The organism is Pseudomonas sp. SDO5532_S415, from assembly GCF_054071155.1.
Window position 1 is genome coordinate 16,242 of the sequence record NZ_JBSVWS010000044.1, and the last position, 18,255, is coordinate 34,496.

Sequence of the window (18,255 nt, forward strand, 5' to 3'; positions counted from 1 at the left end):
CGGCAACGTCCGGACGAACAAGGGCGCAACCTGTGGTTGAACCATCAGGCCGGGTCAGCGAAGTGTCGGGTTAGAAAAAGAAACTGACGTCGAAGGACGCAACCACTTGCGAGTCCTTTTGCCCGTCGGCGTAGGCATCGCGACCGGGGCCGGAATGGATGTCGTAACGCAGTTCCGGGCGCAGGCGCACGTTGGGCGTCGGGGTCCAGGCCAGGTTGGTGGTGACGCCGTAGAAACTGCCCCAGGTCGGGTCGGGAATCCCGGTGTTCGGGTCGATGTTGGCCATCATCACGTGTACCGGAGCATCGGTGTAGAACCACTCGGCGCGGCTGTTCCACATCAGGTTTTCGCTCAGTTTGTGATACCACTTGACGTCGGCGCCGTACCAGGTGGCATCGCTTTTGTTGGCGAAGCCGGCGAACGCGCCCTGCTCCTGCGTGCCGTAGTTCAGCTCCAGTGCCACGCGGTTGTTCGGGTCGAGCACCTGGGACAGGGTCAGGTAAGAGGCCAGGCGCTTGTAGTCGTCATCCTTGGTGCCGGCCGGTATCGGCGAGCCGCAACTGCATTCGGCGAAGCTGTCGCCGGCGCCGTTGCCATAGATGTTTTCCCAGTCGATCCAGGTGCTGAAATCCGCCGAGCGCCAGCGTACGTTGGCGATGACATCCGGGTCATGGTTGGGGTCTTGCAGGTTGTTCCAGCCCTGCACCACGCCCAGTTCGAAGCCGAGCATGCTTTCGCCGGGTGCCGATGGCAGTTTGAATGAGTACAGCGCGCCGGCATGCTTGGCCGGGCCGTGCATGAAGGAATAGGTGTGCGAGTAGAAGTCCGTCGGCGCCGGCGACGGCAAGGCGAAGCCGATTTCATTTTCCAGCGGCGTGTGGAAAATCCCGATCATCAGGTTCGAGCCACCGAGCACCGGGAAATAGAAATCGACGAAGGCCTGGGCAATGGTGAACGCTGGGTCTTCAGCCTTGTTGTCGCGGTTGACGCCCAGGTCCTCGTCCCAACCGTAGGTCTTGAAGTAACGCGCATCCTTGCCGTAGAGCGCAGTGACGTTGAACCCCCAGTCCGCTTCTTGCGGCATGGGCCCGGGAAACGGTCCGACACGACCGACCACATTGCTGTTGGGTTTCTTCTCGACGGCCAGGGCGAACTGGTTGAGGTTCACGCCTTCGTCGGTGTTGAAGAAGCTTTGTTTGCTGACGTCATCCGTGCCGTTGTTGTTGTAGATCACACCTGCCTGGCCCCAGCCGTAGATCTTGATGCCGTGTTCACGCTCAAGGCTGTCGCCGAACACACTGCGCACCAGCGAACCCATCGGGTCTTCCGCTGCGCGAGCCATTGAGGGAAACAATATGTCGGCACCCAGAATGGGGGCGAACAGGGTTGCTGCGCAAACCCATGCACGAATACTCATACCTGCCTTCCTTATTTTTATTAGGCGCCAAACCCCAAAAGGGGCGTAAGGCCGAAAGCAAGGTATGACGTCTTGATGAGCCCTGGCTGGAGCTCCACCGGATCGTTGGCCAATCCCGGTGTTCGGCGTAATGGAGGCTACAAGCCCGCCACTACCCCAACAATTCCATTCTCGGCGACTTCAGTGTTTGCGTATTCAGAACAATCCGGGATCCTGTGGGAGCGAGCCTGCTCGCGAAAGCGGTGGGTCAGTCAACATAGATGTTGAAGCTGGTGGCCTCTTCGCGAGCAGGCTCGCTCCCACAGGGGGGCAGGGTCGATCAGGCATCCGCGGTGGCGGGTTGGCGCAGTGGGTAGAGCAGGTCATCGAACTGCGACAGCTTGGGGAATACCAGTGGTTGTTCGTCGCTCAGGTGTTGCAGGCGCCGGGTGTAATCCACCAGGAATTGCTGCCGCGCTTCGTCGCTGATGTACGGCACATGCCAGGCCACGAACGGTTCCAGCACGTCGAAACCGACATACGCCAGGGTGCCGCGCAGGATCGGTCGCAGCATGTCCTGCAACGGGCCATGGATCGCGTCCTCACCAAACATATGCTCGCGGCCACCCAGGGTCACGCTCACCAGCGCCTTCTTGCCGCTCAAGCCACCCTGATCGTAGAAACGCTTGCCCCCATAGCAGATGCCCGACACCAGCACCCGGTCGATCCAGCCCTTGAGCATGGCCGGGGTGGAGAACCAGAAAATCGGGAAGTTGAGGATCAGCAGGTCGGCCCACAGCAGTTTGTCCAGTTCGCCCTGGATATCCGCCGCCAGCGACTGGCTCTTCACGCCCAGGCGTTGCTCAAGCGCATACACCAGGTACTCAGGGTTTTCCCGCTTTGAGAAGTCATCGGCGCTGGCCACCGGGTTCCAGTTCATCTGGTACAGGTCGCTGACCTGTACTTCGTGGCCTTGGGCCTCAAGCGTGGCGACAGCCTGGTCACGCAGCGCGGCGGTGAAGGATTGTGGCTCGGGATGAGCGTGGACGATCAATACTTTCATGGTGGTTCCTTAGACTTTTTCCAGCGTAGGATTTGAATTCGGTGCCGCGCGGCTGGCCAACAGGCGGTCGAGCCAGTCCGGGTCCATCTGCGGTTCCGAGGAGAACAGCAGCCCGGTGTAATCCTGGTGCGGCGGGGTGAATATCTGGCTGCGCGAGCCGTGGTCCACCACCCTGCCCCGCTGCATCACCAGCACCTCATCGGCAATCGCTCGCACGGTGGCGACGTCGTGGGTGATGAACAGATAGGCCACACCAAGCTGCTGCTGAATGCGGTTGAGTAACTTGAGTACGCCTTCGGCCACCAGTTGATCGAGGGCCGAGGTGACTTCGTCGCAAATGATCAGTTGCGGGTCGGCCGCCAGCGCCCGGGCGATGCAGATCCGTTGTTTCTGTCCGCCGGACAGCTCACGGGGCTGACGTTCCATGAAGGTCGCCGGATCCAGTTCGATCATTTCCAGCAGTTCGGCCACCCGCGCACGCAGGGCCTTGCCCTTGAGGCCCAGATAGAAGGTCAGCGGCCGGCCGATGATGTCGACGATGCGCTGGCGCGGGTTCAACGCCGTATCCGGGATCTGGTAGATCATCTGGATCCGCCGCAATTGCTCTTTGCTGCGCTGACGGAAGTCGGCAGGCAGCGGCTGGCCGTCATACAGCACTTCGCCATAGGTCGGAGGCAGCAGGCCGGTGATCAGCCGCGCCGTGGAACTCTTGCCGCTGCCGGACTCGCCAATCACCGCCAGGGTCTGGCCCTTGTACAGCTTCAACGACACGTCGTGCAGCACCGGCTGGTGACCGTAACTGGCGCAGCTGTTGCGCAATTCCAACAGCGGTTTTTCCTCCAGGGGGCAGGCCTTGGGTTCAGTGCGGAAACTGCGCACTGCCCACAACGACTTGGTGTATTCCTCTTTTGGATCGCCGAGCATCTGGCGGGTTTCGGCCTCTTCGACCAGTTTGCCGTGGCGCAGCACCATGATGCGGTCGGCCATCTGTGCCACCACCGCCAGGTCGTGGCTGATATAGATTGCCGCACTGCCGTAGGTCTTCACCGCGTCGCGAATCGCCGCCAGCACTTCAATCTGGGTGGTGACGTCCAGCGCGGTGGTCGGTTCGTCGAAGATGATCAGGTCCGGGTGACAGGCCATGGCCATCGCCGTCATGACCCGCTGCAACTGGCCGCCGGAAACCTGATGCGGATAACGTTGGCCGATCTGCTCGGGGTTGGGCAGGCGCAACACCCGGTACAGCTCCACCGCTTCGCGCATGGCCTGGTCGCGACTCATGCCACCGTTCTTTACCGCGGTTTCCACGTGCTGGTCGATCAGCCGATGGGCCGGGTTGAATGAAGCCGCTGCGCTTTGTGCGACGTAGGCAATGCGCAGGCCACGCAACTGGCGCAGGGCTTCGGGCTTGGCCTTGAGCAGGTCGATGCCGTCGAAGTGCACCGAGCCGCCGGTGATCCGGCAGCCGTCGCGGGTATAGCCCATGGCCGACAGGCCGAGGGTCGACTTGCCCGCCCCCGACTCGCCGATCAGCCCCAGCACCTCGCCCCGCTGCAGGGTCAGGTCGATGCCCTTGATCAGCGGGTGCCAGGCATCTTCGTAATGACCTTCGATGTGCAGGTCGCGGATTTCCAGCAAAGGTTTGGAGGTCGTCATGTTCAGCATTCCTTGAGGCCGCTGGATTTGTGCAGCATCCAGTCGACGACGAAATTGACGCTTACGGTGATCAGCGCTACGGCCAACGCAGGCAGCAACGGGCTGATGTCGCCAAAGGTGATCAGCACGGCGTTGTCGCGCACCATGCTGCCCCAGTCGGCGGTCGGCGGTTGGATGCCCAGGCCGAGGAACGACAGCGCACTGATGAACAGGAACACGAAGCAGAAACGCAGGCCGAATTCGGCAATCAACGGTGCCGCCGCATTCGGCAGCACTTCACGGGTCACCAGCCACCACAGGCCTTCACCGCGCAGACGTGCCGCCTCGACAAAGTCCTGCACCACCACGTTCATGGCCACCGCCCTTGAAAGGCGAAACACCCGGGTCGCGTCCAGCAGCGCGATCACCAGCACCAGCGACGTCGCTGTAGTGCCAACCACGCTGAGAATCAGCAAGGCGAAGATCAGTTGCGGTATCGCCATCAGGACATCGACGACCCGCGACAGCCCCTGATCGACCCAACCGCCCTTGATCGCCGCGATCAAACCGCTCAGGCCGCCAAGCAGGAATGCCAACACCGTGGTCAGGAAGGCAATGCCCAGGGTGTTGCGCGCGCCGTAGACCAGGCGGCTGAACATGTCGCGCCCCAGGTTATCGGTGCCCAGCAGAAATTGTCCGCCCCAGGGCGCGAAGCCCTCGCCCACCACCTGGGTTTCGCCGAACGGTGCCAATACCGGCGCGAACACGGCCACCAGGATGTACAGCACGATCACCAGCAGCCCGAATTTGGCGCTCAGCGGCGCCCGCAATAGTTGTCTTGACAGACTCATGGCTTACCCCTTCGGATGCATCAGGCGTGGATTGCTGGCAATCGACAGCACATCGGCGCTGGTATTGAGCAGGATGTAGGTCGCGGCGAAGATCAGGCTGCAGGCCTGCACCACCGGAATGTCGCGCTTGGCCACCGAGTCCACCAGCAACTGGCCCAGGCCCGGATAGACAAACACCACTTCGACCACCACCACACCCACCACCAGATAGGCCAGGTTCAGCGCCACCACGTTGACGATCGGCGCCAGCGCATTGGGCAAGGCGTGGCGCAAGATGATCCGCGACTGGCTGATGCCCTTGAGCCGGGCCATTTCGATGTACGGGCTGGCCAGCAGGTTGATCAGCGAGGCGCGGGTCATGCGCATCATCTGCGCGATCACCACCAGGCTCAGGGTCGCCACCGGCAGTACCGAGCGCTCCAGCACCTCACCCAGCGAGGCGTTCGGCGACAGGTTGGAAATGCTCGGGAACCAGTTGAGCTTCACCGCGAACACCAGGATCAGGATGTAGGCCACGAAAAACTCGGGGAACGACACCGCGCTCAACGCCGAGGTATTGAGCAAACGGTCGAACCAGCTGTTGCGATACAACGCCGCGAGCATCCCCAGCAGCAGGGCCAGCGGCACCGACACCAGCGCCGCCAGCAGTGCCAGGCTGAAGGTGTTGCCCAGGCGCGCACCGACCAGATCGGCAATGGGCCGCTGGTTGGCCAGCGACACGCCGAGATCTCCTTGCAACAGATTCCAGATCCAGTGCCCGAAACGGGTCAGCGGCGGCATATCCAGCCCCAGTTGCGCCCGATACGCCGCCACGGTTTCCGGGGTGGCGGACTGGCCGAGCATGGCCTGGGCGATATCGCCCGGAAGCATGCCGACCGCGAGAAAAATGATCACTGACACCGCAAACAGCGATAACAGCCCCAGCGCAAGGCGCTGTCCCAACAGCTTGAAAATACTTCTCATCGTGCAGTTCCTTTGAATTGGGGCACGCCTTTGAAGACTGCGAATTACCTGTGGGAGCTAGCCTGCTGGCGATAGCGGGCTGTCAGCCAACATGGATGGCGACTGTGCCGCCACCATCGCTAGCAGGCTAGCTCCCACAGTTGATCTTCATTGTTTGATGGATCGGGGCATTACACCTGCCACCACCGCTCGATCACCCGCAGTCCATCCAGCTCGCCATAGGGCGCAGTCTGCCCACCATGCACAACGCGGTTGGAACGCGCGGCCACGGAGCTGGCGAACAGCGGCACGATCGCCCCGCCGTCATCGCGGCACAGCGCCTGCATTTCGTTGTACATCTCGCGGCGCAGCGGCTCGTTCATCTCGCCACGGGCGGCGTTGAGCAGCTGGTTGAAACGCGGGTTGTCCCAATGGGTTTCGTTCCACGCCGCACCTTTGGCATAACCGATGCTGAACATGCGGTCGGCGGTCAGGCTGCTGTACCAGAACGAGGTGGTGAACGGTTGTTTCATCCAGACATTGGAGAAGAAACCGTCGGCGGGTTCGCGCACCACGTCGATGTCGATCCCGGCCGCACGCGCTTGTTCTTTGAACAGCACCGAGGCGTCGACGGCGCCGGTGTAGGCCGCATCGGAGGCTTGCAGGCGTACCTTGAGCGAATCCAGGCCGGCCTTTTTCAGGTGGAAGCGCGACTTGTCCGGATCGTAGGTACGCTGCTCCAGCGCGGTGTTGATGAAGCGGCTGCCGGGCTGGATCGGGTGATCGTTGCCCACCAGGCCATAACCGTAGAGTACCGACGCCAGCAGGGTTTCGCGGTTGATCGCGTGCTTCATCGCCAGGCGCACGTCGTTGTTCTGGAACACCTGGCTGTCGGTGAGCATCGGGAAGGTGTAGTGCTGCGCGCCCTTGGTTTCTTCGATGATCAGGTTCGGGTTGCGCTTGAGCAACGCCACGGTTTTCAGGTCGACCTTGTTGATCACGTCCACCTGCCCAGTGACCAGCGCGTTGACCCGCGCCGCGCCATCAGAGATGGCAATCAGCTCGGCGCTGGCAAAGTGCGCGCGTCCGGCTTTCCAGTAATCCGGGCTGCGTTCCAGGGTCATGCGCACGCCCGGTTCGAAGTCCTTGAGGCGATAGCCGCCGGTGCCGACACCGGCCTGCCAGTCCGGCGTTCCGTCCTTGCTCGGCATGATCACCAGATGGTAATCGGCGACCACGTAAGAGAAATCGGCGTTGCCCGAGTGCAGCTCGAACACCACGCTGTCGCTGCCATTGGCACTGACCTTGGCCACATCGCCCAACACGGTCTTGGCCGCCGACGTGGATTTCTCGCCGAGGTGATGCTGGATCGACGCCACCACATCGTCAGCGGTCAGGGTCTTGCCGTTGTGGAAGGTCACGCCCTGGCGCAGTTTGAAGGTCCAGACGCGCGCATCCGGCGTCGAGGTCCAGCTTTGCGCCAGTTCGGGGATCGCAGTGCCATCAACAGCAATTTCGGTGAGGGTGTTATAGACCGCCGAGAAGCCGACGAAGGTGAAGGTGTCGCTCCAGGAACCAGGGTCTTTGGAGTCGGTGGTGCTGCCGCCGGCCAGACCCAGGCGCAGTACACCACCGGGTTTTGGCGTGGCTTCCTGAGCCATTGCGCCAAACGGCAGGCCCATGGAGAACGCCCCGGCCATCGCCGCAGCCGCTGCGCTGTACTTGAGAAAGTCCCGGCGCGCAGAGCTGAATTCATGGTTCGCTTGAGTAATCTTGTTTTTGTTATCGCTCATTGCATTGCCCCTGATAAACGCTAATGAAATACCTGTTCAAAACCACGCAAGGCACCGGGCATAGGCCCGGTGCGTAAAACGTTCAAATTGCCATCGGTCACACCTGGATCGCCTTCACTTCGACGAACTCACTGAGCCCCTCTTCCCCCCATTCACGTCCATTACCCGATTGTTTGTAGCCACCGAACGGCGCCTGGTAGTTGAACGCCGCGCCATTGAGAAAACACTGGCCCGCGCGCAATTGCCGACCCAGTTGCAGCGCGCGCTCGGCGCTGCCGGCCCAGACACCGCTGGACAGGCCGAACGGCGAGTCGTTGGCGATCTGGATGGCTTGCGCCTCATCGGCATAGGGAATCAGGCACAGCACCGGGCCGAAGATTTCTTCCTGGGCGATGCGCATTTGGTTGTCGACATCGGCGAACAGCGTCGGGCTGACGTAGTAGCCGCGCTCAAACTCTGCCGCTAAATCGCCACCGCACAGCAGGCGTGCGCCCTCCTGTTGGCCGACCTTGATGTAATCGAGCACCGTGCGGCGTTGCCCGGCAGAACACATCGGCCCCAGGAAACTCTGTGGATCGAGCGGATCGCCCATCTTCAGGCTCAGGGTTTCGGCCAACGCAATCTCCACCGCTTCTGCATAGCGGCTGGCCGGCAGCAGCATGCGGGTCAACGCGGTGCAGGTCTGGCCGGAGTTGATCATCACGTCCTGTACGCCGTAGCGCACCGCAGCGTCCAGATCGGCGTCTTCGGCGATCAACAGCGCCGATTTGCCACCCAGTTCCAGGCACACGCGCTTCACCGAAGGTGCCGCTGCCTGCGAGACCCGCACGCCGGCGCCGGTGGAACCGGTGAACGACACCATGTCCACGTCCGGGTGTCTGGCCAGGGCTTCACCGACTTTCGAACCCGGACCGCTGATCAGGTTGAACACCCCGGCTGGCAGGCCGATGTCTTCGATCATCTGAGCGAGCAAAAATGCGTGCAGCGGGGTTTCCTGGCTCGGCTTGACCACCACGGTGCAACCGGCAGCGAGGGCCGGCGCGAGTTTGCCGATCAACTGGTGCAGCGGGTAATTCCACGGGTTGATGAAGGCACAGACGCCCACCGCTTCACGGATCACCAATGAATTGCCGACTTCACGCACCTCATCCATCAAACTGGCGAGTTCGACGTACTGCTCAAGGCCGATGATCGGCCCGTCGACTTGCACCGAACGACACCATTGCACCGGCATGCCCAGTTCGGTGGTGATCACCGCCGCCATCTCATCGGCGCGGGCTTTCAGTTGTTCGGCCAGTGCGCGGATGTACCCGGCGCGGACGCTGGACGGCGTGCGCGACCATGAGGCAAAGGCCTGGCGCGCCGCCGCCACGGCGTTGTCGACATCGCGCTCATCACCCAGCGGCACACTGCCGGCGACTTCTTCGGTGGCCGGGTTGATCACCTCGGCGATGCCTTGCCCCGACGGGGTTTGCCAGCGCCCGTCAATGAACAGTGACTTGTGGTTAAGCATTTACTTGCGTCTCCATCAATTCTTGAGCACAGCGCGCGATGCGCTGACAGGCATCGCGCAAGGGCGCGGCCCCCACCACCAGCCCGAGGCGAATATGACCGGCCGCGCTGGGACCAAAAGCTTCGCCGGCCAACACCGACACGCCATGGCGATCCAACAGGCGATCAGCGAACGCCTGGGCGCTGAGCCCGGTTTCACGGATGTCGACCATCACGAACATGCCGCCATCGGGTTTCAAGGCGCGCACGCCGGGGCAATCGGCCAGGCTTTCGCAGACCAGATCACGACGCTGGCGATAAGCTTCGCGCATGGCATCCAGTTCCGGCAGTTGGCTTTCCAGTGCGACCACGGCGGCGTCCTGAATGAAATCCGGCGAGCCGTAGAGCATGCACAGCGCGAGGTTTTCCAGGTGCGCGGCCAACGATGGCGGCGCCACCACCCAGCCCACGCGCCAGCCGGTCATGGCGTGGGATTTCGACAGGCTGTTGAGGGTCGCGGTGCGTTCGGCCATGCCAGGCAAACTCGCCGGGCTGACGTGTTCGCCGTCGAACAGCAGCTCGCTGTAGACCTCGTCGGAAATCAGCCACAGGTCGTGGGCGATGCACAGTTCGGCCAGGGCTTGCCAGGTGCTGCGCGGCAGGCTCGCCCCCGACGGGTTGTGAGGGCTGTTGAGCGCCAGGGCGCGGGTACGCGGGGTGATGCACGCGGCAACGTCTTCGGGCAGCACGCGAAAACCGTTTTCCGAACGCACCGGCACCGGCACAACGACCGCGCCGCAGGCACCGAACACCGCTTCGTAGGTGACGTACATCGGTTCGGCGACGATCACTTCATCGCCGGGATTGAGCACGCACTGGGCCACACTGAACAGCGCGCATTGCGCACCGGCCAGCACCGTCACCTGATCCGCCGTGACCCGTTGGCCACTGCGTTGCCGGTGGCGTTTGGCGATGGCTTCACGCAAGACGCGCTTGCCACGCACCTCGGCGTAGTGGGTGTTGCCGGACAACAGGCTGTCGATGGCGCCCTGCACGATGGGTTGCGGCGTGTCGAAATCCGGGTCACCCACCGACAACAGCAGAATGTCCTTGCCCTGCTCCAGCATGGCCAGTGCGCGGTAATGAATATCCCAGGCGGCAGCGCCGTCTCCGGCGATACGTTGAGTCAGATCGGAAAAGCGCATGGCCTTCCTCCTATAAACACGATTCTGTAGGAGCGAGCTTGCTCGCGAAAAACATCAGGGCAACCCAGTCATTCAGACAGTGCGCGTTTTCGTTGGCGTCCATCGCGAACAAGCTCGCTCCTACAGTGAACTCAGCGAACGCAGGCATGCTTGAGCTCGATCAGGGTGACGCCATTGCGATTGAAGCCGTGGCGCAAGTCGGTTTGCAGTTCCGCGAGGTTCTGCGGCTGAGTCACGGTGCAACCGAAGGCGCGACCCAGGGCGGCGAAGTCGGGATTGCGCGGCAGTACGCCGATGGGCTCGATGTCCAGGCCGAGCATGTCGTCACGGATTTGCCCCAGCGCGTCGTTATTCCACAGCAACACCACCAGCGGGCTGTCCAATTCCTCCACCGCCGTCGCCAGTTCCTGCGCGGTGTAGAGGAAACCGCCGTCACCCACCAGTACCAGGCCCGGACGTTGCGGCGCGCCGAACTTGGCGCCGATACCGGCGGGCAAGCCGTAACCCAAGGTGCCGTAGCCGGTCGGGTGCAACCAGCTGCGGGTTGCCTGGCTGGCAAAGGCGTAGTTGCCGGTGTAGGCCAGTTGGGTCATGTCGGTGCTGATGAAGGCGTCGGCCGGCAGTTCGGCGGCAATGCGTTGCAGAATCGCCTGGTGGATCGATTGCAACGGACCATGGCCCGCCTGAATCGCCTCACGCAGTGCCGCGACCTTGGCAATGGCTGCGTCGGCATCACGGACGTCCGGTGACAGGCGTTCCAGCAAAGCCGCCATCGTCTGTTGCGCATCGCCATGCAACGCCACGGCACACGGGTAAAAGTCGTTGAACTTGCGCGGATCGATGTCCACCCGCAGCAGTTCGGCATTGAGCGGCAGGCGTTCGCGCCAGAAGTCGGTGTCGGCCATTTCCGTGCCGACCGCCAGCACCACATCGGCCTCGGCGATCAGGTTCCAGCCCGGTTCCACACACAGCGACGAACCGGCATTCAGTGGCGCGTCCGGTGGCAGCAAGCCTTTGCCGGCAACACTGGTGAACAGCGGCGCGGCCAATCGAGTGCTCAGTTCCTTCAATTGCGGCGCGGCATTCAAGGCGCCGCCACCGGCGATGATCATCGGCCGCTTGGCGCCCTGCAGCTTGGCTGCGGCTTCGTCCAGCACGGTGTCGGCCGGCGTACCGCGACCGGGGCGGCGCACCACTTCGTTACTCCAGTCGCGGGCGACCGGTGCGGACAACACGTCCAACGGCACCGAAATATGCACCGGGCGCGGACGTTCGCTGTCGAACACCGCGTAAGCACGGGCGATCAGCTCGGGCAGGTCCTCGGCGGTCAAGGCCACCGCCGAGAACGCGGTGATCGGCGCGGTCATCGCACGCTGGTCCTGGCACTCGTGGAGGATGCCCCAGCCCTTGCCGAGGCTGGCGGTATGGTTGACGCTGGAAATCACCAGCATCGGAATCGAATCGGCGTAGGCCTGACCGATGCCGGTGGCGGCGTTGGTCACGCCGGGGCCGGTGATGACAAAGCACACGCCGGGTTTGCCGCTGACCCGCGCATAGCCGTCGGCCATGAAACTGGCGCCCTGCTCATGCCGCGTTAATACATGGCGAATGCCGCTGCCGGGCAAGCCGCGATACAACTCCAGCGTGTGCACGCCGGGAATGCCGAACACGGTGTCGACGCCGTAGTTGGCCAGCAGACGCACCAGCGCCTGGCCACCGGTCAAGGTTTTGCTTTGCATGTTCAGGTCCTCACGCATGAGCGATGCGAATCAACGCATCGACCGCGGTCGTGCCATCGGCACCGACCAACAATGGGTTCACATCGAGTTCCAGCAACTGCGCGGCGTTCTCGCAGGCGTAATCGGCCACGGCGCGGATCGCTGATACCAGCGCCTCCAGATCCGCCGCCTGGCGACCGCGAAAGCCTTGCAGCAACGGAGCGCTGCGCAGGCTGAGCAAGGCCTGGCGAATCGCCCCATCGGTGGTCGGCAGCAACAGGCTGCGACTGTCCTTGAGCAACTCCACCAGAATCCCGCCGGCGCCAATCACCAGGGCCAGGCCGAAATCGTTTTCGCGCTTGATCCCGACAATCAACTCGGCCAGTGGTGGCTTGGCCATCGGCTCCAGAAGCAGCTGATCGAAAACCACGTCCGGCGCATACGCCTTGATGCTGGCGCGCATCCTGTCCAGCGCGGCGCTCAGGGCCGCGGGATCCTTGAGGTTCAGCGCCACGGCACCGGCTTCGGTCTTGTGCGGCAGGTGTGCGCTGACGGCCTTGAGCACCAGCGGATAACCCAGTGTTTCGGCGTCCTTCAGCGCGTTGTCCGGCGTACTCAACACACCGTTGGGCGTCGGCAGGCCAAAGGCACGCAAGGCCTGCTTCGAATCCCATTCGTTGAGCAATTGACCTTCACCTTCCAGCGCTTGCGGGCACAGCGGCACCAGTGCCGATTCGCCGAGCGCCAGCAATGCCTGACACTTGCGCTGGTAACCGGCGATGCGACCCCACGCGGCCAAGCCGTCTTCAACACCCTGCAACGCCGCCACGCCCTGGGCATGCAAACGCTCACGGGCGTGAGGCGGCAGCAACTCGGGGAAGGCCGAGGTGACGAAACCGGTCTTGCCATGACGTACCAGCGCCTTGCAGTACAGGTCCAGCAGCAGGTCGCATTCCTTGCGCTCGCCGGTGAACGCCGCCGGGTAGTCGAGCACCAGCATCGCCGCGTCCGCTTCAGTGCGCAGAGCACTGTCGAGCATGCAGTTCAGGGCCTCGCCGTCGCCCCAGATCGCCGTGGTGAAATCCAGCGGGTTGACCAGGTTGGCGTAGCTCGGCAACACCTGCGCCAATTCGCCGACTTGCCCTTCATCGAGCTTCGGCAGACTCAGGTCATTGCGTTCGGCGTAGTCGGCAATCAGTCCGGCGTCACCACCGGAACAGGCCAGCGCGATCAAGCTGTCGCCCGCCGGCAGGTTGCCGCAGGCCGCGGCTTTCAGCGTTTCGACAAAACTCACCGGACCGCTGACACGAATCACCCCGAGCCGCGCAAACAACGCGTCGTACAGCGCATCGGAACCGGACAGCGAACTGGTGTGACTCAGGGCCAGTTCGGCGCCGATCTGCGACACGCCGGTTTTCAAGGCGATGATCGGAATGCCCTTCTCCAGCGCCTTGTGCGCGGCGCGGGCGAACCCCGGTACGTTTTTCAGGCCTTCCAGGTGCAGGCCGATAGCGGTAACCCGTGGCTCATCGAGCAATACATCCATCAATTCCGCCACGCCCAGTTGCGCCTGATTGCCCACCGATGCCATGTAGGCCACCGGCAGCGAACGGTCGCTCATGGACAGGTTGTAGGCGAAGTTGCCGCTCTGGGTCAGCACCGCCACGCCCTTCTCCACCGCTTTGCCGCCGTGGGCCACCGGCCACAATGCGGAGCTGTGCAGGTAGTCGAGCAGGCCGTAGCAGTTGGGGCCGAGCAACGCCATGTCGCCAGCGGCTTCAAGCAATTGTTGTTGCAGGGCCTGACCTTCGGCGCCGGTCTCGGCAAAACCCGAGGCATAGCAGATCGCGCCGCCGGTGCCGATGACGGCCAGTTCGGCGACGCAGGTCAGGGTCAGGTCGCGGTTGGTGGCGATGAACACCGCGTCAGGCCCGCACGGCAAGTCGGCAATGCTGCGCACGCAAGGCACGCCCTCAAGGCTGTCGTGCTGCGGGTTGACCAGCCACATCTGCCCCGGGTAGCCGCCGTCGGCGCAACGCTTAAGGGCGCGGGCCATGCTGCGGCCGCCGACGAACGCCACATGGCGCGGCGCGAGCATGCGTTTGAGGTTGTCACGAATGGTTTGCGACATGGGAATTCTCCGGACCGATCAGCGCAACAGCGGCCGCAGCAGCTCGCGGGAAATGATGTGGCGCTGGATTTCCGAAGTGCCTTCCCAGATCCGCTCGATCCGCGCGTTACGCCAGATGCGCTCCACCGGACCTTCGTCCATCAGGCCCATGCCGCCGAAAATCTGCACCGCCTCATCGGCCGCGCGCCCCAGCACCTCGCTGGCGAACAGCTTGGCCATGCCGGCCTCGCCATCGGTCATGGTGCCCTGGTCCATCTTCCACGCGGTATGCAGGGTCAGCAGTTCCGCTGCGCGGATTTGCGTGGCCATGTCCGCCAATTTGAACGACACACCTTGATAGGTGCCGATCGGCTGGCCGAATTGCTTGCGATCCGCCGCCCATTGCAGCGATACGTCCAGCGCCCGTTGCGCCTGACCGACGCAGTTGGCCGCGACCATCACTCGCCCGGCGGTCAGCCAGGCATTGGCAACGTCCCAGCCCTTGCCGACTTCGCCCAGCACCTTGGAGGCCGGTACACGGCAATCGTCGAAGAACATTTCGAAGGTGTGATAGCCACGGTTGCTCACGCACTTGGGTCCACGCCGAATGGTCATGCCGGGGGTGTTGCGGTCGACCAGGAACGAGGTCACGGCGTTGCGCTTCTTGCCGTTTTGCTCGTAAGTGTCGGTGACGGCGAAAACGATGGCGAAATCGGCGTGGCCGGCGTGGCTGATGAAGTGCTTGCTGCCGTTGAGAATGAAGTCGTCGCCGTCACGCACGGCGCGGGTCTTGATTGCGTTGGCATCGGAACCGGCACCCGGTTCGGTGAGAGCGAAGCAGTCGATTTTCTCGCCCTGGATGCACGGCAACAGGTAGTCGTTGATCTGTTCGCCCTTGCAGGCCATGAGGATCTTCGATGGCCGCGCCACGAAGACGTGCAGCGCCCAGGAGACCTTGGACAGTTCGCGCTCGATCAGCGCCTGGGACAGGTAATCCAGGCCACCGCCACCCACCTCTTCCGGCATGTTGAAGGCGTAGAAACCGGCGGCAATCGCCTTGCCGCGAATCTGCGCCGCCAGCGCCGGGGAGACTTCGTCGGCACGGTCGACTTCGTCTTCATAGGGCAGCAGTTCCTTGGTAACGAAACTGCGGACCGCGTCCACCAACATTTCTTGTTCTTGGGTCAGTTGGAAATTCATGGTGCTACCTGTTGTTCGTGTGCTGATGGGTATGTGCCGTGGCTTATCGACCGATGAAACGTGGCGGGCGTTTTTCCATGGCCGCGCGCAGGGCTTCGTTGCCGTCTTCACTGCGCCCGCACAACAGGCCGGCGGCCAGTTCCGCCTGCAGTTGCTCGGGCAAGCTGCGGTCGGCGCCTTCGCGCATGAGCTTTTTGGTCTGGGCAAAGGCAAAGGTCGGCCCGGCGGCCAGGCGTGCGGCGAGTTCACTGGCGACGGTCAGCAACTGATCATCGGCGCAGACATCGCTGACCAGGCCGGCGTCGAGCGCGCGGTCAGCCCCCCACAATTCGTCAAGGAACAACAGGCGCTTGGCCTGCTCGGTACCGATCAGCCGTGGCAGGTGCCAGCTGGCACCGGCATCCGGCGAGTAAGCCATGCTGGTGTAGCCGGCCTTGAAGCGCGCCGATTGCCCGGCGATGCGCAGGTCGCAGCACAGGGTCAGGTCCATGCCCGCGCCAACGGCAGTGCCGTTGATGGCGGCGATAGTCGGTTTTTCCAGGCTATGCAGGCGGGTCATCAGGGCGTGGGCGGTTTCGGTCCAGCCATAGGTTTCCAGTGCGCCCCGGGCTTCGGCTTCGGCCCATTCGTCAAGATCGGCCCCGGCACAGAAACTGCGCCCACTGCCGGTCAGCACCACCACACGAACCGCCGGATCGGCGTTGTACGTGTCGAGCAAGGCATGCAGGTTTTTCAGGGTCGGGATGTCCAGCGCGTTGCGCTGGGCGGTGCGATTGAGGGTGATCCAGGCAACGCCTGCTTCGACCTGACTGAGCAGCGAATCGTGGGTAGTCATGCGAGTCCTCGAATTATTGTGTTTGGTCTGAGGTGTTGCGACTTGAGGCCATACTAAACGAGTGTTCAGTAAGGCGGCAATTGGTGGCGAAGTAGGCTGTAACAGACTAAAAAACTATCTATCAGATTGTTTTATAAGGTGTTTTTATCGATATTGATTTTTAGGCTGATGACTCTGTTACAACTTCGAACAACTGCCGACAGGGCACCGTAAAACAACTGTGGGAGCGAGCCTGCTCGCGAAAGCGGTGCCTCAGTCAACAGGGATGTTGAATGTGATGCCGCCTTCGCGAGCAGGCTCGCTCCCACAGGGGGGGATGTGTTGAACTTGGGGGCTATGCGTTCGGCAGGCTCGGCGCCAACACTTCTTCACGCTTGCGATGGAACAGGAAGTACGCGCCATAGCACAGCGCAATGAATCCAAAGCCCCAATACAACGAAGGGCGCTGGGTCTCATCCAGTGCCAGGAACACGAACAACGAGCAGCACAACGCGATGCACATCAGCGGCAACACCGGGAACCACGGGGCGCGGTATTTCAGGTCGCTGAGTTTGCCGCCATCGCGCAGGTAGGCCTTGCGGAATTTGTATTGCGCCAGGGCGATGACAATCCAGGTCACGGTGCCGGACATCCCGCTCACCGCCATCAGCACCATGAACAGCGTGTCGGCGGCGACGAAGCTGGTCATCAGCGACACCAGGGCAAAGCACAAGGTGATGCTCAAGGCGCGCAACGGCACCCCACGGTTGCTCAGCGGCGAAAGGCTTTTGGGCGCCATGCCGGTTTTCGACATCGCCCACAGGATGCGGGTCGAGGCGTACAGGCCGGAGTTGCCCACCGACAGAATCGCCGTGAGGATCACGAAGTTCATCAGGTCGGCGGCGTACGGAATGCCGACCATGTCGAACACCTGCACGAATGGGCTTTCCATCAGCCCCGCCTGCTGCCACGGCACGATGGCCGACAGCACGACAATCGCCAGCACGTAGAAAATCAGCACGCGGAACACCACATTGCGCACTGCACGGGGAATGCTTTTTTCCGGCTGATCGGTTTCGCCGGCGGCCACGCCCATGATCTCGCAGCCCTGGAAGGCGTAGACCACGGTCATCATCACCGCAAACACCGCGGACATGCCGTTGGGGAACAGTGAGTCACCGATCAGATTGCTCATCATCGGCGCCGGTGCGCCGCTGGTCAGCGGAATCGCGCCAAAGATCACCAGCACACCGACGATGATGAAACCGAGAATCGCCGCGACCTTGATCCCCGAAAACCAGTATTCCGCCTCACCAAAGGCGCGGGTCGCCAGGGCATTGAGGCCGAACAACACCACCACGAAAAGCGCCGACCAGTACCAGATCGGCACCTCCGGGAACCAGCGGGTCATCAGCATCCCGGCGGCGGTGAATTCCAGGCCAACCGTGGTCGCCCAGCTCATCCAGTACACCCAGCCAATCATGAAACCGGTGGCCGGGCCGATGAACTTAGTCGCGTGGGTCTGGAACGAACCGGATACCGGCATCTGCACCGACAGTTCGCCCAGGCAGACCATCACCAGGTACATCAGGAAACCGGCAACGAGGTAGGCCAGTATCGCTCCCACCGGGCCGCCCTGGTTGATGATCACGCCGGAGCCCATGAACAGTCCGGTGCCGATCACGCCCCCCAGGGACAGCATGAAAATGTGCCGGCTTTTCAGGGCGCGGGTCAGATGGATGCCTTTGCGTTCGATGTTTTCGCTCATGTCCGACACCTCAGCAGTCAGTGAGGGGCGCGGCGCATGACAGGCGGTCATGGCTCGGGGAAGGATCAGCTTTACGGCAATTCATTATTATTATCTCCAATAAGCTTCGAAGACCGCGCTGCGGCGGTTGCGTCGATTATTGGAAAGCCATGTAAGGCCCTGTTGTACGTAAAGATCAAAGATGTAAAAAGTAGTAACAACCTTGTACAACCGAATAGCTGTGGGAGCGAGCCCGCTCGCGAAAGCGGTGAGTCAGTCGACTTCAGTGT

Annotated in this window: 14 protein-coding genes; 1 reads left to right on the top strand and 13 read right to left on the bottom strand. The window is 62.5% G+C overall.

All coding sequences use genetic code 11. The features are described 5' to 3' along the window. Positions 1-70: 70 nt before the first annotated feature. From ACW9HW_RS13075 to ACW9HW_RS13135, 13 genes are all read right to left on the bottom strand, one after another. Positions 71-1,417, bottom strand: a complete 1,347-nt coding sequence (locus ACW9HW_RS13075) for an outer membrane beta-barrel protein (protein WP_457400166.1) — start codon at positions 1,415-1,417, stop codon at positions 71-73. Between the two features lie 319 nt (positions 1,418-1,736). Beyond that, complete coding sequence (locus tag ACW9HW_RS13080; protein ID WP_457400167.1) at positions 1,737-2,459, bottom strand: NAD(P)H-dependent oxidoreductase; 723 nt, start codon at positions 2,457-2,459, stop codon at positions 1,737-1,739. 9 nt (positions 2,460-2,468) lie between these two features. Continuing rightward, positions 2,469-4,115, bottom strand: a complete 1,647-nt coding sequence (locus ACW9HW_RS13085) for an ABC transporter ATP-binding protein (protein ID WP_457400169.1) — start codon at positions 4,113-4,115, stop codon at positions 2,469-2,471. A gap of 2 nt (positions 4,116-4,117) precedes the next feature. Further along, the gene (locus ACW9HW_RS13090) at positions 4,118-4,945 is read right to left on the bottom strand and encodes an ABC transporter permease (protein ID WP_095194839.1); all 828 of its coding nucleotides are present in this window, start codon (positions 4,943-4,945) and stop codon (positions 4,118-4,120) included. A gap of 3 nt (positions 4,946-4,948) precedes the next feature. Beyond that, the gene (locus ACW9HW_RS13095) at positions 4,949-5,908 is read right to left on the bottom strand and encodes an ABC transporter permease (protein ID WP_457400171.1); all 960 of its coding nucleotides are present in this window, start codon (positions 5,906-5,908) and stop codon (positions 4,949-4,951) included. A 170-nt stretch (positions 5,909-6,078) separates the two neighbouring features. After that, positions 6,079-7,680, bottom strand: coding sequence for an ABC transporter substrate-binding protein (locus ACW9HW_RS13100; RefSeq protein ID WP_457400172.1), 1,602 nt, complete (start codon positions 7,678-7,680; stop codon positions 6,079-6,081). A 97-nt stretch (positions 7,681-7,777) separates the two neighbouring features. Further along, a complete protein-coding gene (locus tag ACW9HW_RS13105) occupies positions 7,778-9,193 on the bottom strand; it encodes an aldehyde dehydrogenase family protein (protein WP_095194836.1) in 1,416 nt (471 codons plus the stop codon). Beyond that, positions 9,186-10,376 (bottom strand): pyridoxal phosphate-dependent aminotransferase, encoded by a 1,191-nt coding sequence (locus ACW9HW_RS13110; protein WP_095194835.1) that lies wholly within the window; start codon positions 10,374-10,376, stop codon positions 9,186-9,188. Before ACW9HW_RS13110 ends, ACW9HW_RS13105 begins: the two co-directional genes overlap by 8 nt. A 131-nt stretch (positions 10,377-10,507) precedes the next feature. Continuing rightward, positions 10,508-12,115, bottom strand: a complete 1,608-nt coding sequence (locus tag ACW9HW_RS13115; protein ID WP_457400175.1) for a 5-guanidino-2-oxopentanoate decarboxylase — start codon at positions 12,113-12,115, stop codon at positions 10,508-10,510. A gap of 10 nt (positions 12,116-12,125) precedes the next feature. Further along, the gene (locus ACW9HW_RS13120) at positions 12,126-14,225 is read right to left on the bottom strand and encodes an acetate--CoA ligase family protein (protein ID WP_457400177.1); all 2,100 of its coding nucleotides are present in this window, start codon (positions 14,223-14,225) and stop codon (positions 12,126-12,128) included. Between the two features lie 18 nt (positions 14,226-14,243). Next, positions 14,244-15,404 (bottom strand): acyl-CoA dehydrogenase family protein, encoded by a 1,161-nt coding sequence (locus ACW9HW_RS13125; RefSeq protein WP_457400179.1) that lies wholly within the window; start codon positions 15,402-15,404, stop codon positions 14,244-14,246. 43 nt (positions 15,405-15,447) lie between these two features. After that, positions 15,448-16,239: an enoyl-CoA hydratase/isomerase family protein gene (locus ACW9HW_RS13130; protein WP_095194832.1), complete on the bottom strand. Its 792-nt coding sequence runs from the start codon at positions 16,237-16,239 to the stop codon at positions 15,448-15,450. 334 nt (positions 16,240-16,573) lie between these two features. After that, the gene (locus ACW9HW_RS13135; RefSeq protein WP_457400182.1) at positions 16,574-17,986 is read right to left on the bottom strand and encodes an amino acid permease; all 1,413 of its coding nucleotides are present in this window, start codon (positions 17,984-17,986) and stop codon (positions 16,574-16,576) included. A gap of 36 nt (positions 17,987-18,022) precedes the next feature. Between ACW9HW_RS13135 and ACW9HW_RS13140 the strand changes: the two genes are divergently transcribed. Next, positions 18,023-18,255, top strand: a 233-nt coding sequence (locus ACW9HW_RS13140) for a hypothetical protein (protein WP_457400183.1), incomplete at its 3' end; no start/stop codon positions are given.